Origin of the sequence: Pseudomonas sp. CHM02, from assembly GCF_000612585.1 — a bacterium.
GTDB lineage: Bacteria > Pseudomonadota > Gammaproteobacteria > Pseudomonadales > Pseudomonadaceae > Aquipseudomonas.
On the sequence record NZ_JFCA01000051.1, the window covers coordinates 15,376 to 31,707 of the forward strand.

The following is a 16,332-nucleotide window of genomic DNA, read 5'->3' on the forward strand; positions in this document are numbered from 1 at the left end:
AGTCTCGCCTACTGTCAGATCTGACAGTTCTGACAAGTGGCCCGCTCAGAGTCCCTCCAACTCCGCCATCAAATCACTCAACCGATCCACCTTCTCGGCGCTGATCTCATTAGCCGCCAACCCATCGATATACTCAGCCAATTCCCCCACCGTGCTGCACTCGAACATCGCTCGCAGCGGCACATCCCGCTGCAAAGTCTTCTGCACCCGCGAGGCAATCTGTGTGGCCAGCAACGAATGCCCGCCCAGTTCGAAGAAGTTGTCCTGCACCCCCACCCGCTCAACCTTCAGCACTTCGGCCCAGATCGCGGCCAAGGTGGTTTCCAGCTCGTTGCGCGGCGCCAGGTAATCCTGGCTTTGCAACTGGCCAATCTCCAGTGCAGGCAACGCCTTGCGGTCGAGTTTGCCATTGGCGTTGAGCGGCAGGCGGTCGAGCCAGAGCCAGTGCAGCGGCACCATGTATTCCGGCAGCTCGGCACGCAGGCGTTGCTTGATGCGGTCGAGGCGTTCGCTTGGGTTCAGTGCCTCATCCGCCGCCACCAGGTAGCCGACCAGGTGCTTGCCGTTGACGCCTTCCTGCACGCCTACCGCCGCATCGCGCACTTCCGGTTGTTCGTGCAGGCGCGCTTCGATTTCACCCAGTTCGATGCGGTAGCCGCGAATCTTCACTTGATGGTCGACACGCCCGACGTACTCCAGCACACCGTCACTGCGACGGCGCGCGAGGTCGCCGGTGCGGTAGAGGCGTTCGCCGGGCGCGCCGAACGGGTTGGGTACAAACACGGGAGCGGTGCGCAGCGGGTCGCTGACGTAGCCACGACCGACACCGGTACCGGCAACGCACAACTCGCCAACTGCGCCTTGCGGCACCAGTTCCAGCGCGCCATCCAGCAGGTACAAGCGGTTGTTGTCGGTCGGCGTACCAATCGGCAAGTAGGTGCCACGGGTCGACGCCAGGTCGACGCGATAGAACGCCACATCGTCGGAACATTCCGCCGGACCATAAGCGTTCACCAGCCCGATCTCGGGGTAACGCAACAACCACTGATGCGCCAGCTCCGGTGGCATCGCTTCGCCGGTTGGCAGCATCCAGCGCAGGCCATCCAGGCTGATGCGGTCCTGGGCCAACATGCCCTGGATCAGCGACGGCACGCTTTCCAGCACGGTAATGCCCTGGGCCTGGACATGTTCCAGCAAGCCTTGGGGATCATGGGCGAGAGTGTTCGGCACGATGTCCACCCGCGCACCGAACAGCGGTGCGGCAAGGAATTGCCACACGGAAATATCGAAGCTCTGCGAAGCGGTTTGCGCAATCACGTCCGCGTCGCTCAACGCCAGGTACGGCACCTTGCTCAGCTGGTTATTGAGCATGCCGCGCTGCTCCACCATCACGCCCTTGGGCAGGCCGGTGGAACCCGAGGTATAGATCACATAAGCGAGGTTGTCCGGACCGCTGTAGATGCCGGGGTTTTCGCCGCGTGCAGGCACTTCTTCCCACACCAGCAACTGGCAGTCGAAGCCTTCCAGCAACTCGATGGCCTGCTCGCGACATGCCTCGGTGCACACCAGCAGCGGTGTGCGGCTCAGGTCGATAATGCTGCGCAAACGCTGGCTCGGCAGGCCTGGGTCGAGCGGCAGGTAGCCGGCACCGGCCTTGAAGCTGCCGATGATCATGCCCAGCAGGTCAAGGTTGCGTTCGGCCAGCAACGCCACGGGTTGATCCAGGCCGACGCCTGCGCTGACCAGCGCGTGGCCCAGGCCGTTACTGCGGCGGTTCAGCGCGTCATACGTCCATTGCTGGTCGAGGCAGCTGGCGGCGATACGCTGCGGATGCGCGGCCACCTGCTCTTCGAACAGCTCGACATAGCTGCGTTCCAGCGGATAGTCATGCGCGCTCTGGTTACAGCCCTCCACCAGGAACCCGCGTTCCTGCTCGCCGATCAGCGGCAGGTCGGCCATGTCGCCATGGAAGCCTTGGACCAGCGCCAGCAGCAGGCGCTTGAACTCGCCGAGCATGCCTTGCACGGTGGTCTCGTCGAAGTAGCGCTGGTCGTAGGACAGGTGCAAACCAAGGTCATCGCCCGGATAACACACGGCGGTCAACGGGAAGTTGGTGTGGGTGCGGCCGGAGTCCGAGGTGGCATTCAGGCTTTGCGCGCGGTCCAGCACCGAGACCTCCACCGGCGCGTTTTCGAACACGAACAGGCTGTCGAACAGCGGCTGGCCCTTGGGCAATTCGCTGTGTTCCTGGATCGTCACCAGCGGCAGGTATTCGTACTCGCGCAGTTGCATGTTGCTGTCGAGCAAGCCGCTCAACCATTGGCGCACGCTGCAACGCTGATCGTCCTCGGGCAGTTTCACCCGCAGCGCGATGCTGTTGATGAACAGGCCAACCGTGCGTTGCATCTCGGGCATTTCCACCGGGCGCCCGGCCACGGTGACGCCGAACAGCACGTCACGGTCGCCGCTCAAGCGCCGCAGCACCAGCGCCCATGCCGCCTGGGCGAAGGTGTTGACGGTCAGTTGATGAGCCTGGGCCAGTTCGCGCAGTTGTGCACCGTCGCGGGCGTCGAGGCGGGTGTAGCAGTCGCCCACCACCATGCCGCCGCTGTGGCCCGCGTGTTCACGCAGGAACGGCCGGTCGCTCGGGATCGGCGTGGTGCGCTCGAACCCTTGCAGGTTCTGCTGCCACCACTGGCGCGCCTCGTTGAGGTTCTGGCGTTGCAGCCAGGCGATGTAGTCGCGATAACGCGGCGGCGTGGCCAGTTGCGCTTCGCGGCCTTCGCCCAGGGCCATGTAGATGTCGAAGAAATCATTCATCAACAACGAACGGCACCAGGCATCGATGAGGATGTGGTGGTTGCTCATCATGAACCAGTACCGCGCTTCGCCGACGCGGATCAGGCGCAGGTGGAACGGTGCCTGGTTGAGCAGATCGAAACCGGCTTCGCGTTCTTGCTTGAGCAGCGCCTGCAGACGCGGTTCCTGTTCGCTTTCCGGGGCCTGGCTCCAGTCCAGGTACTCAATCGGCGTACTGCCCGGTGTGTGAATCACTTGCAGCATGTCTTCACCGACGTTCCAGCAGAACGAGGCGCGCAAGGCTTCGTGACGGGCGATCACCGCTTGCCAGGCCTGGGCGAAACGCTCGGGGTCCAGGGCGCTGTTGATGCGGTAGCGGTCCTGCATGTAGTACAGGCCGGTGCCTGGTTCCAGCAGGGTGTGCAGCAGCAGGCCTTCCTGCATCGGCGTCAGCGGGTAGACGTCTTCGATGACGTTGGCCGGTACCGGCAGGCTGTCGAGTTGCGACTGGGACAGGTGGGCCAGCGGGAAGTCGGACGGTGTAAGACCACCGGCACCGTCCTGAAGGCAGTGCTGGGTCAGGCTTTGCAGTTCAGCCAGGTACGCCTCGGCCAATTCGCGCACGCTGTGCTGATCGAGGCGCTCGCGGCTGAAGGTCCAGCGCAGCACCAGCTCACCGCCGTACACCTGGCTGTCGACGCTCAGTTCGTTGGGCAGCGGTGCATCCGGGTCATGGGCCAGGCCTGCGGACTCGTCCAGCGGATGGAACAGTGCATCGGCGCCAAAGCTCTGGTCGAACTGCCCCAGGTAGTTGAAGGTGAGCTGCGCGCTCGGCAGTGCGGCCATGCTCCGGTTGCACAGATCATCGGCCAGGTAGCGCAGCACGCCATAGCCCAGGCCTTTATGCGGCACGCCACGCAATTGCTCCTTGATCGCCTTGATCGAATCGCCCTGCCCGGCTTGCGGGGTCAGCCGCAGCGGATAGGCACTGGTGAACCAGCCGACGCTGCGGGTCAGGTCGATGTCATCGAACAGGGTTTCGCGGCCGTGGCCTTCCAGCTGGATCAGCGCCGACGCGTGGCCGCTCCAGCGGCACAGCACACGGGCCAAGGCGGTCAGCAGCAGGTCGTTGACCTGGGTGCGGTAGGCGCTCGGGGCCTGTTGCAACAACTGGCGCGTATGCTCGGCATCCAGGCGCACGCTGACGGTGTCGGCGTCGCGGTGACGCAGCGAACCGTGCGGGCGCGCCACCGGCAACGCCGCGTCAGGCCCCGCCAACTGTGCCTGCCAGACGCTCAATTCTTCACGCAGGGATTCGCTGCCGGCGTAGGCCTGCAAACGCGCAGCCCAATCGCGCAGGGCGCTGGTCTTGGCCGGCAGGCTGACGGACTGGCCGTCGCTCAACTGGCGATAGACCGTCTGCAGATCTTCGAGCAAGAAACGCCAGGACACGCCGTCCACCACCAGGTGATGGATCGCGATCAACAGGCGCTGCTGCCCCTCGGGCCCATCCACCAGCAAGGCACGCAGCAGCGGGCCGTGTTCCAGGTCGAGGCTGCGCTGGGTGTCGGTGAACAGCGCGGTGCAGTGCGCCATATCGCGCACTTGCGCCTGCATCAGCACGCCGCCTTGCGGCACGGCCAAATGCTCGGCATGCCATTGCGCGTCACGCGGGGAGAAGCTCAGGCGCAGGGCGTCGTGGTGCTCCAGCACGGCCAGCAACGCTTGCTCCAGACGATGGGGTTCCAGCAGTTGCAACGGCTTGAGGACCAGCGCCTGGTTCCAGTGCTGACGCTGTGGAATCTCGGTGTCGAAGAACCAGTGCTGGATCGGCGTCAGCCCGGAGGAGCCGGTCAACACACCTTGCTCGGCCGTGACCTGCTCGGAACGGGTGGCGACGGCGGCGAGGGTTTGCACGGTCTGGTGCTGGAACAGGTCGCGGGGGCTGAAATGAATCCCGGCCTGCCGCGCACGGCTGACCACCTGGATCGACAGGATCGAGTCGCCGCCCAGTTCAAAGAAGTTATCGTCCAGGCCGACTTGCTGCACGTTCAACACGGCGCACCAGATGGCGGCCAACGTGCTTTCAAGCTCGTTGCGTGGCGCCACATAGGTTTGGCGATTCGCCTCGGGATCCGGTTGCGGCAAGGCACGGCGATCGAGTTTGCCGTTGGCGGTCAGCGGCATGCTGTCGAGCACGATCAGGTGCGCCGGCACCATGTAGTCCGGCAGTTGTGCCTTGAGATGAGCCTTGAGCGCATCGCGTAATGCGCCGTGCTCGGCATCGCTGACCAGGTACGCCACCAGTTGTTTGCCACTCGGCGAATCCAGCGCCAGCACCACCGCTTCGCGCACGGCGTCGTGTTCCAGCAGGCGGGTTTCGATTTCGCCCAGTTCGATACGGAAACCGCGGATCTTCACCTGATGGTCGATACGCCCCAGGTACTCCACCAGGCCATCGGCACGTTGGTGCACCAGGTCGCCGGTGCGGTACAGGCGCCCGCCATTGTGGGCAAACGGGTCGGCGACAAAACGCTCGGCGGTCATCCCCCGACGCTGGTGATACCCCTGGGCCAGGCCGGCGCCGCCGACGTACAACTCGCCGATCGCGCCTTGCGGCACCAACGCCAGGTCGGCGTCGAGAATATAGGCCACGCGGTCACCGATAATGCTGCCGATCGGCACGCTCGCAGCGCCCTCCTCCAAGTGCTCGGGCGCGAGGCTGGCCAGTGGCATCACCACCGTTTCAGTCGGGCCATAGGCATTGAAAAACACCTGCGGCTGGAACGCGGCACGGATGCGCTGCAAGTGTTCGCCGGTAAGCGCTTCACCACCGGTGATGCACATGCGCACCGGCAACGTCTGCTGCTGGGTCGCCAGCCATTGCGCCAACTGGCTGCCATAGCTCGGCGTGAAGCCCAGGATGTTGATGTGATGGGTACGGATCAGCGCGCAGATTTCTTCGGCATCCCACTGGCCCTGGGCACGCAACACCACCTGCGCGCCACTGAGCAGCGGCACCAGCAAACGCTCGGTGGCAGCGTCGAAGTTGATCGAATAGAAGTGCAGTTCGCAGTCATCAGGGCGCATGCCAAATCGCTCGATCACCGCCGTGCAATGCATGGCGATTTCACCGTGGGATACCACCACGCCTTTCGGCTTTCCGGTGGAACCAGAGGTGTAGATCAAGTACGCCTGATGTTGCGGAAGGCTGATAAACGGCAGCGCATCGGCCGGGTAGTTGGCGAGCGCCGGCAAGTCATCTTCCAGGCACCAGCACGCCAAGTTCGCCGGCAATTCGCCGAGCGCTGCGAACATCGCCGCATCGCTGAGCAGCAGGCCGATGCCGCTGTCTTCGATCATGTAGTGCAAACGGTCCAGCGGGTATTCCGGGTCCAGCGGCACGTAGGCGCCGCCCGCCTTAAGGATCGCCAGCAGGCCGATGACCATTTCCAGCGAGCGCGGCAGCGCCAGGCCTACGCGCACCTGCGGGCCGACGCCGCGCTCGCGCAGCATCCAGGCCAGGCGGTTGGCGCGGGCGTCGAGCTCGCGATAACCCAGCGTTTCACCGGCGAAGGTCAGCGCGGGGGCATCGCCACGGGCTGCCGCTTGCTGGCTGAACAGTTGATGGATGCATTGGTCGAGACGGTGTTCGCCCGCCTCGATGCCCAGGCTGTCCTGCAATGCGCGCTGCTCGGCGACAGTCAGCAACGGCAGTTCGCTGAGGCGCTGTTGCGGGTCGGCGATCAACGCTTCCAGCAGATTGCGCCAATGTTCGGCCATGCGCGCAATGCGCGGCTCGTCGAACAGGTCGGTGCTGTAGGTCAGGCAGCAACCCAGGCGATGGTCGAGGTCGGTGACTTCCAGGTTGAGGTCGAACTTGGTCGCGCGCGCATCGTTGGCCAGGTACTCGACGGTCATGCCGGCCAGTTGGCGGCTCTGCTGGAATTCCCAGCGCTGCACGTTGCACATCACCTGGAACAGCGGGTTGTACGCCGCACTACGCGGCGGCTGCAGGGCTTCCACCAGGTGGTCGAATGGCAGGTCCTGATGGGACTGGCCTTCGATCACGGTGTGGCGCACCTGTTCGAACAATTCAGCGACATTCATCTGCCCATTGAGCTGGCAACGCAGCACCTGGGTGTTGAGGAAGGCACCGATCAGCCCTTCGCTTTCCGGGCGAATGCGGTTGGCCACAGGGGCGCCGATGCGCAGGTCGGTCTGGCCGCTGTAGCGGTAGAGCAACACGGCCAGTGTGGCGGTCATGGTCATGAACAGCGTGAGGCCGCGTTCGGCATTGAAGGCACGCACACGGGCTGCCAGGTCATCGCTCAGATCAAAGCGGTACAGCTCGCCCCGGTGGCTTTGCACCGGTGGCCGTGGACGGTCGCCGGGCAGTTCCAGCAACGGGTGTTCGTTGCCCAGTTGCGCGGTCCAGTAGTCCAGTTGGCGCTGACGTTCGCCAGCTTCCAGCCACTGGCGCTGCCACACACTGTAATCGAGGTATTGCACCGGCAGCGGCGCCAACGGTGACAGGCGTTCGTCGATAAAGGCTTCGTACAGCGCGCTGAGTTCACGGGCAAAGATGTCCATGGCCCAGCCTTCGGTGACGATGTGGTGCAGGGTCAGCACCAGGTAGTGGTCGCGCTCGCCGGCCTTGACCAGGCAGGCGCGCAGCAACGGCCCGGTTTCCAGGTTGAACGGCGTATGCGCCTCGTGATCGGCCAGTTGCTGCAAGCGCTGCTGGCGTTCGCTTTCGTCCAGCGCGGAGAAGTCCTGCCAGTCCATGCGCAGGCCGGTCTGCGACGAGACCTTCTGACAGGCCACGCCATCGACACTCGGGAAGGTGGTGCGCAGGGTTTCGTGACGCATGATCAAGGCCTGCAACGCCGCCTCGAAACGCCCCACATCCAGCACGCCACGCAGGCGCGCCATGCCGCCGACGTTGTAGGCCGGGCTGTCCGGTTCCATCTGCCACAGGAACCACATGCGCTGCTGGGAATAGGACAGCGGCACCGGTTGGCTGCGGTCGACCTTGGCGATGGCGGTCTGTTGGTTGCGTTGGCCCGAGGCCTGGATCAGACCGACCTGCTCGGCGAAAGCCCCCAACTCACTGGCTTCGAACAAGGTGCGCAACGGCAACTCGACGTCACACGCCTGGCGGGTGCGGGAGATGATTTGCGTGGCCAGCAACGAGTGGCCGCCGAGGGCGAAAAAGTCATCGTGCAGGCCGATCTTTGGCAGGCCAAGGACCTCGCGCCAGATCGCGGCGATCTGCTGTTGCAGCGGCGTTTCAGGCTCGACGTGCTCACGGGTTTGCCACACCGGATCCGGCAATGCGCGGCGGTCGAGCTTGCCGCTGGGGCTCAAAGGCATGGCGTCCAGACGCATCAGCAGCGCGGGCACCATGTACTCCGGCAGCTCGGCGGCCAGGGCAGTTCTGACCTGTTGTTCGTCCAGCTCAGCCTGGGCGGTGTAATAGCCGATCAGCTGTGCATCACGCACCAACACCACGGCTTGGGCGATGCCGTCCAGCGCGAGCATGTGCGCTTCGATTTCTTCCGGCTCGACGCGGAAGCCGCGCAGCTTGACCTGCTGGTCGAGGCGCCCGAGGTACTCGATCACACCGTCGGCATTCCACCGGGCGCGGTCACCGGTGCGGTACAGGCGCGTCCCTTGGTGGTCAGCGACAAAACGCTCAGCCGTCAACCCGGCGCGGCCCAGGTAACCCCGGGCCAGGCCGATGCCGCCGATGCACAGTTCACCCGGCACACCCAGCGGCACGGGGTTGAGCTGCTCGTCCAGCACGCGGCAGATCACATTGCCCAACGGGCGGCCAATCGGCGAACGCTCGCCGTCTTCCGTGCGGCAGTGCCAGTGGGTCACGTTGATCGCGGTTTCGGTCGGGCCATAGCGGTTGTGCAACTGCACCGCCGGCAATTGCGCCAACACACGGTTGCGCAGTTCGGCTGGCAAGGCTTCGCCGCCGGAGAACAAGCGGCGCAGGCTGGTGCATTCGGCTACCAGCGGCTCGTCAATGAACAGCTGCAACAGCGGCGGTACGAAGTGCAGCGTGGTCACGCCGTGTTGCTGCACCAACTGCGCGATGCGATGCGGGTCGCGATGCTCGCCGGGGCCGGCCAGCACCAGGCGGCAACCGCTGATCAGTGGCCAGAAGCATTCCCACACCGACACGTCGAAACTGATCGGCGCCTTTTGCATCAGCACATCGGTGTCGTTGAGCTGATAAGTGGCCTGCATCCACTGCAAGCGCTCGGCCAGGGCTGCATGGGTGTTGCCCACGCCTTTGGGCTGGCCGGTGGAACCGGAGGTGTAGATCACGTAGGCGAGGTTATCGCCGTCCAGGTGCAAGCCGGGCGGCTGGGTGGGCCAGCTGTCGAGGTGCAGGCTGTCCATCGCAATCACGCACACACCTTCGGCACTCGGGAGCTGTTCCAGCAACGCGGTCTGGGTCAGCAGCAGGTGTACGCCGCTGTCCTTGAGCATGTAGGCCAGGCGCTCGGCAGGGTAATCCGGGTCCAGCGGCACATAGGCGCCACCGGCCTTGATGATCGCCAGCAGGCCGATCAGCAGTTGCGGCGAACGCTCGGCGGCGATGGCCACGCACACGTCCGGGCCGACGCCTTTGTCCCGCAGGTAGTGGGCCAGGCGGTTGGCCTGGGTGTGCAGTTGGGCGAAGGTCAGGCTGCCGCCGTCCCAGACCAGGGCGGTGTTGTCCGAGGCCTGCTGATTGAGCAGTTCGGGCAGCCACTGCCGGGCCGGCACGCACGGGGCTTCGCTCCAAGGTTGCTGCTCGTCTTGCTGCATCAGCTTGAGGTCGCCGATGGCTTGCTGCGGCTGTTCACACACGGCATGCAGCAGGTTGATGTAGTGCTCGGCCAGGCGCTGGATGGTCGCGGTTTCGAACAGCTCATCGGCGTAGTCGAACGACAGGCTCAAGCGCCCGTTGCGGTCTTCTTCGGTGTGCAGTTGCAGGTCGAACTTGGCGTCGCGGCTGTGCCAGGGCAACTCGTCGGCGAGCATGCCCGGCAAGCGACGCAACGCGCTCAAATCACGCTGCTGGTGGTTGAACATGACCTGGAACAGGCCCTGTTCCCGGGCGTGCGGGAAGGCTTCCAGCAATTGTTCGAAGGGCAGGTCCTGATGGGCCTGGGCGCCTACTGCCGTCTGGCGTGTCGCGGCCAATAACTGGCTGAACGGCAGGCGCCCGTCCAGCTCGGCCCGCAGTACCAGGGTGTTGATGAAGAAGCCGACCAGGCCCTGGGTTTCCCGGCGCGGGCGGTTGGCGTTGGGCACGCCGATGCGGATGTCACGCTGGCCGCTGTAGCGGTAGAGCAGGCTTTGGAAAGCCGCCAGCAACAGCATGAACGGGGTGGATTCGTTGGCCTGGGCGGTCTGGCGAATCGCTTCGCTGAGGCTCGCACCCAAGCGCACGCTATGGCGCGAGGCCGTGTGACGGTGGTGCACCGAGCGCGGGTGGTCGGTGGCCAGGCTCAGGGTTGGATGTTCTTCACCCAGTTGCGCTGTCCAGTACGCCAGTTGGCGCTCGCCTTCGCCTTCGGCCAGCCATTGGCGCTGCCAGCTGCCGTAGTCGGCGTATTGCAGGGCCAGGGGCGGCAATTCCAGGGTTTGACCCTGGACAGCGGCCGCGTAGAGGCGTGAGAACTCGTCAATGAGGATATTCAGCGACCAGCCGTCGGCGATGATGTGGTGCAGCGTTACCAGCAGTTGGTGATCTTCATCGTCCAGGCGCACCAGGGTCACCCACAGCAGCGGGCCTTTTTCCAGGTCGAACTGGGTGCGCGCTTCGTCTTCGCGGATCTGTTGCGCACGGGCTTCGCGTTCGGCCGCCGGCAGATCACTGAGGTCGATGACTTGCAGCTCGAACCCCACCTTGGCATCGATACGCTGGAAAGCCTGGCCGTCTCTTTCGTAGAAGCGGGTGCGCAGCGCTTCGTGGCGCTGGATCAGTTGCTGGAAGCTTGCGCGCACGGCGTCTTCATCCAACTCGCCGCGCAGGCGCAGCGCACCGGGGATGGTGTAGGCGCTGCTGTGCGGGTCCAGTTGCCAGGTGATCCACAGGCGGTTCTGCGCCAGGGATTGGGGCAACTCGTCCTGGCGTGACAGGCTGTGGATCACGCCCTGGGCGACGCCGCCGTCCTGTTGCAACTGCGCGACATTCGCGGCAAAGCCTTGCAGGGTCGGCGCCTCGAACAGCAGGCGCAGGTTCAGTTCCAGGCCGAGGGTTTCGCGCAAGCGTGCGACCACTTGGGTGGCCGTGATGGAGTTGCCGCCAAGCAGGAAGAAATGATCGTCGGCGGCCACTGTCGGCACCTGCAATTGCTCGCACCAGATCGCAGCGATCTGCTGTTGCAGTTCGGACTGCAGCGCACCATCGCTCGCCTGTACCTGCAGATCAGGGAACTGTGCATAACTGTCGAGGCTGCCATCCTTATGGCGAAGCGCACACGCCGCGCGTTGCACCTTGCCGCTGGAGGTCTTCGGCAATGCACCGGGATTGAGCAACACCACCACGCTCGGCGCCTCCTGGTACGCCTCGGCGACGGCCTGGCGGATCGCCTTGATCAGCGCTTCGGGCGGCAGGATTTTCTGCACGCTGCGGCTGATTTCAGCGGCAATGCCAATACCTTCCAGACCCTGGTCATTCACCGCAAATGCGGCGACCCGGCCTTTGCGCACCACTTCGACTTCGCGCTCGATGGTCTGCTCGATGTCCTGGGGGTACAGGTTGTGGCCGCGCACGATCAGCAGGTCTTTGAGGCGACCGGTGATGTACACCTCGCCGTCACGGATAAAACCCAGGTCGCCGGTGCGCAGCCAGGTGCGGCCGGCGTGTTGCACGAAAGTCCTGGCGGTGGCTTCGGGGTTGCGCCAGTAGCCGTGGGCAATGCTCGGGCCGCTAGCCCAGAGTTCGCCGACGCTGCTGTCGGGCAGTTCCACAAGGGTGTGCGGGTCGGCAATCAGTACCGCATGGTCGGGCTGGCGGGTGCCGCAGCTCATGATCGCACTGCCCTGCCCCGGCTCGGCGCGGTTGGCGGCCAGGGCCTGCTCGTCGACGCGCAGCGCGGGGATGCCCTGGCCCCGGGTGCCACCGGCGACAAACAGGGTCGCCTCGGCCAGGCCGTAGGAGGCGAAGAAATTGTTCGGGGTGAAACCGCAAGCGGCGAACTTCTCGGCGAAGCGTTCCAGGGTGTCGAGGCGGATCGGCTCGGAACCGGAATAGGCCACGCGCCATTTGCTCAGGTCCAGGCGTTCCAGGGCCGACTCGCTGACCCGCTCGCTGCACAGGCGATAGGCGAAATCCGGGCCACCGCTGATGGTGCCGCCGTATTCGCTGATCGCTTCGAGCCAGCGCAACGGCCGGCCGAGAAAGTAGGCCGGCGACATCAGCACGCACGGCACGCCACTGAAGATCGGTTGCAGCAGGCCGCCGATCAGGCCCATGTCGTGGTACAGCGGCAGCCAACTGACGATCACGTCATCCGGGTTCAGGTCGATGCCGAAACCGCGACGGATCAGCACTTCGTTGGCCACCAGGTTGCCGTGACTGACTTGCACGCCCTTGGGCAACGCGGTGGAGCCGGAGGTGTATTGCAGGAAGGCGATGTCATCGGGATGCAGGTCGGGGGCGATCCAGTTGCCCGCTGCCTCCAGACTGTCGACGCTCAACACCGGCGGCGCGTTTTCGATCTGCGACAAGCCATCGGCGAGGCTGGCGATGGTCAGCAACAGGCGCGGCTCGGCGTCGGCAATGATCGACAGCAAGCGCTCCTGATGGTGACGACGGGTGGATTCCGGCGGATAGGCCGGCACCGCAATGACCCCGGCGTACAGGCAACCGAAGAACGCCGCGACGTAATCCGGACCGCTGGGGAACAACAGCACCGCACGGTCGCCCAGATCCGCATTGGCTTGCAGGGCAGCGGCAATGGTGCGGGCACGCTGGTCCAGGTCGCGGTAACTGAGTACCACGCTGTGCTCGGCGGACTCGGCAAGGAAGCGCAGGGCGACCTGGTCCGGGGTCTGCGCAGCGCGGCGCTGAAGGGACTGGACCAGAGTACGGGGAAGTTCGAAGGCGTCCATCATGGGGTTCCTGCCTGAAATCGGCTTACGGGAAATTCGGGAAGTGGGAGCTTTTAGCCAGCGGCCAGTTGCCGCGCCGCGCCATTGCGCCAGCGGGCCAGGTGTTCGTCGGCGTAACGCCGCATGCAACGCAACACCGCGCTTTCGTGCTGCATGAGGAAGAAGTGGTGACCGTCGAACATGTCCAGGGAAAAGCCGCTGGCAGCGTCGAGTTGCCAGTCGAGCAACTGGTCGGCGCGCACGCTGTCCTGCTTGCCGCCGAACACGTGGATCGGCATGCCCAGCGGTGCGCGCTCGCCGTAGGTGAAGCTGCCGCACAGCAGGAAATCGGCGCGCAGGATCGGCAGCATCAACTGCATCAACTCGGGGTTGGCCAGGGCTTCTTCGGTGGTGCCCTGCAGTTCGCGCAGGCGGGCGATCAGTTGTTCGTCGGTTTTTTCGATGGCGTATTCGCTGACGTCACGACGCGCCGGCCCGGCCGTGCCGGACGCGAACAATGCCAGCGGCGCGGGCACGCCACGAGCGCTCAAGGCGTGCGCCAGTTCGAAGGCGAGCAGGCCGCCGAGGCTGTGGCCGAACAGCGCATAGGGCCCGCTCAAGTCGCGGCTGATTTCCTCCGCGAGCTGCGCGGCCAGGGCCTTGATATCGCGCTGCAGCGGCTCGTCCATGCGCATGCCACGGCCGGGCAATTCCAGCGGGCACACCTGCAACCACTCAGGCAGGGCTCGGCGCCAGCGCGCATAAACCATGGCGCTGGCGCCCGAATAGGGCAGGCAGAACAGGCGCAGTCGAGTCGGCGTACTCATCGAGCGACGACTCCAAACTGAAACACGCTGTATGCACGATAGAAACCCATTTCGTCCTCCTGCGGGTGCTGATCCTTGGCCGTTTTACTAACGGACCTGTCACCCAGAAGAACGGACGGCACCGGCAAATAATTAGTCGCCGGGTACGAGCGAGACGTGGTTCACACCTAACAAGAAAGCATAAGATTAGTTCGCCTTCTCATTTGACAATCATTATCATTAAGCATAATTTGTTGCCCGATGTGTAGGAGGCCTCAGCAAGGACGCCCTCCCCTAACCTCTTTTGCGACAAGGTGATTTCCATGACGGAACAAGTATCCACAGGCAGGTGCGACTCACCGCTTCTCCAGGCATTCGTCGATAACCGGCTGATTCTGGTGAAGATCGCGGCCCGCATTACCGGCTGCCGCTCCCGAGCCGAAGACGTAGTGCAGGACGCCTACTTCCGCCTGCAATCGGCACCGACGATCACCTCATCGTTCAAGGCTCAATTGAGTTATCTGTTCCAGATCGTGCGCAACCTGGCGATCGATCACTACCGCAAGCAGGCCCTGGAGCTCAAGTACTCCGGGACGGAAGAGGAAGGCTTGAATGTGGTTATTCACGGCGCTTCACCGGAAACCTCGCACATCAACTTCAATACCCTGGAAAACATCGCCGACGCCCTGACCGAGCTGCCGCAGCGCACCCGCTACGCGTTCGAGATGTACCGCCTGCACGGCGTGCCGCAAAAGGACATCGCCAAGGAACTGGGGGTATCGCCGACCCTGGTGAACTTCATGATCCGTGATGCGCTGGTGCACTGCCGCAAGGTGTCGGGCAGCCATAGCGATACGTTTGCGCGGCGGGTTTGACGCTCAGCAGAGTGATCTGACACTCAGCAAATTAAGTGTGGGAGCTGGCTTGCCTGCGATGCAGACGACCCGGTTTGACAGATACACCGAGGCGCCTGCATCGCGGGCAAGCCCGGCGCCCACATGAACCTATGTCCACCAGGACGATCTGTATCGTGCCTGTCAGGGCACCGGCATCACATCGATACGATACGGCTCGAAAATCTTCAGCATCTCGCCGTCATCACGCAAGCGCTTGAGCAACGCGGAAAACGCTTCCCCCGTGATCGGCGCCTTGGGGCGCAGCAACGCATAGTGGTGATAGACCTGGTCGATGCGTTCCGACACCAGGAACTGCCCCGCCATCTCCGCATTGCGCACCATGAAATCACTCAAGTACGAACGGGTCACCAAGGCGATGTCGGCACGCCCGCGCGCAACCATCAGCAGGTTGCTGTCATGGGAGTAGGTCAACGTGGCATTGAAGTGCTCGGCCATGTACTTGGGATCGGGGTTGAAGTTGGCGAAGGCGTAGTGATATCCGCTGAATACCGCCAGGCGTTTGCCCTTGAGGTCGGCGAAATAGCTTTGGTCGCGACCGGTCTCACGCTGGGCGACGAAGATTTCTGCATCTTCCAGGCCCATGTCGACGGTAGTGTGGGGAATCTTCTGCCAGCCCCAGTCGGGGTTTTCGAAGATGGCCATATCCACCCGCCCCTGCTCGAAATCACGGAAACGCCGCGGTATGGAGGTGGGCACCAGTACAAACTGGTAATCGGCTTGCGAGGCGTTGAGGGCTTCGACCAGTTGTGGCAGCAAGCCGGTGTCGGCGCCCTGCTCGGGACGTACGGTGTACGGCGGGAAATGTGCCGCGCCGATGCGCACCAATTGCGCAGCCGAGACTGGCACACACCACGCGGTGCCCAGTGCCCAAAAGGTAAGTCCTGCAGCCAGCCGCCATGGCGAAAACATCAAGGCACACACCGTTGAAAAACGCTAATGGCGATAAGCTAGGCGTTTTTGTCTGGAGAGACAACTTTCCACCGGCAAATTAATAGCTTGCACCTCAATCGGCTTTCAAAACCATCAGCAGGGCCTCTTCGGCCAACTGCTCAAGCGTCAGGCTGCCTTCGGCGCGAAACCAGGTGGTGGTCCAGGACAAGGCTCCCGTCAGGAAACGCCGGGTGATAAATACATCACCGCGGATATAGCCGGCGTCCTTGGCCTCGCCCAGTACCTGCAGCCAGATCGCCTCATACACATCACGCAGGGCCAGCACCTGGGCCTGGCCCTCGGCCGACAGCGAGCGCCACTCGTACACCAGCACCGCCATGGCCTCGCCGCTGCCGCCCATGATCGACTGCAATTCGCAGCGGATCAGCGCCAGCACGCGTTCGCGCACGTTGTTCGCTTCTTCAAGCGAAGCGCGCATCATCGCGGTGTTGTAGTGGATGGTTTCTTCCATCACCGCGCGCAGGATCTCGTCCTTGCTCTTGAAGTGATGAAAGATGCTGCCGGACTGGATGCCCACGGCGCTGGCCAGGTCGCGCACGGTGGTACGCTCGAAGCCCTTGTTGCGAAACAGGTGGGCCGCAGTCTGCAGCAGCTTGCCCCGGGCGCTGTCGGGGTCGGTCAATTGGCCGCCGTCGACCATGGTGCGCATCACCCGCAGGGCTTTGTGCTCATCCATGCCTCTCTCCTCTACTTCCACGGACGTCTTGGCCCGCAATTTAGGCCGTGCCGGCCACCCAAGCAAGCGCTTGGGTGAA

The 16,332-nt window shown here is 63.9% G+C and carries 5 protein-coding genes; 1 reads left to right on the top strand and 4 read right to left on the bottom strand.

Features of this window, described 5'->3' with window-relative positions; translation table 11 throughout:
- Positions 1-45: 45 nt before the first annotated feature.
- Together BM70_RS0125280 and BM70_RS0125285 are read right to left on the bottom strand one after the other, a co-directional pair.
- A complete protein-coding gene (locus BM70_RS0125280; RefSeq protein ID WP_025858616.1) occupies positions 46-12,927 on the bottom strand; it encodes a non-ribosomal peptide synthetase in 12,882 nt (4,293 codons plus the stop codon).
- 50 nt (positions 12,928-12,977) lie between these two features.
- Complete coding sequence (locus BM70_RS0125285; RefSeq protein ID WP_025858617.1) at positions 12,978-13,730, bottom strand: thioesterase II family protein; 753 nt, start codon at positions 13,728-13,730, stop codon at positions 12,978-12,980.
- Between the two features lie 302 nt (positions 13,731-14,032).
- Between BM70_RS0125285 and BM70_RS0125290 the strand changes: the two genes are divergently transcribed.
- Complete coding sequence (locus tag BM70_RS0125290) at positions 14,033-14,584, top strand: RNA polymerase factor sigma-70 (protein ID WP_005789991.1); 552 nt, start codon at positions 14,033-14,035, stop codon at positions 14,582-14,584.
- Between the two features lie 162 nt (positions 14,585-14,746).
- Here BM70_RS0125290 and BM70_RS0125295 read toward each other — a convergent pair whose 3' ends face one another.
- Positions 14,747-15,535 (bottom strand): ABC transporter substrate-binding protein, encoded by a 789-nt coding sequence (locus BM70_RS0125295; protein WP_025858618.1) that lies wholly within the window; start codon positions 15,533-15,535, stop codon positions 14,747-14,749.
- A 94-nt stretch (positions 15,536-15,629) separates the two neighbouring features.
- Positions 15,630-16,253: a TetR/AcrR family transcriptional regulator gene (locus tag BM70_RS0125300; RefSeq protein WP_025858619.1), complete on the bottom strand. Its 624-nt coding sequence runs from the start codon at positions 16,251-16,253 to the stop codon at positions 15,630-15,632.
- Between the last annotated feature and the right edge of the window lie 79 nt (positions 16,254-16,332).

Excerpts from the sequence above, each read along its gene's own strand:
- BM70_RS0125290 (WP_005789991.1), top strand. The coding sequence starts at position 14,033 with ATGACGGAACAAGTATCCACAGGCAGGTGCGACTCACCGCTTCTCCAG.
- BM70_RS0125300 (WP_025858619.1), bottom strand. The coding sequence starts at position 16,253 with ATGGATGAGCACAAAGCCCTGCGGGTGATGCGCACCATGGTCGACGGC.
- BM70_RS0125285 (WP_025858617.1), bottom strand. The coding sequence starts at position 13,730 with ATGAGTACGCCGACTCGACTGCGCCTGTTCTGCCTGCCCTATTCGGGC.
- BM70_RS0125295 (WP_025858618.1), bottom strand. The coding sequence starts at position 15,535 with ATGTTTTCGCCATGGCGGCTGGCTGCAGGACTTACCTTTTGGGCACTG.
- BM70_RS0125280 (WP_025858616.1), bottom strand. The coding sequence starts at position 12,927 with ATGATGGACGCCTTCGAACTTCCCCGTACTCTGGTCCAGTCCCTTCAG.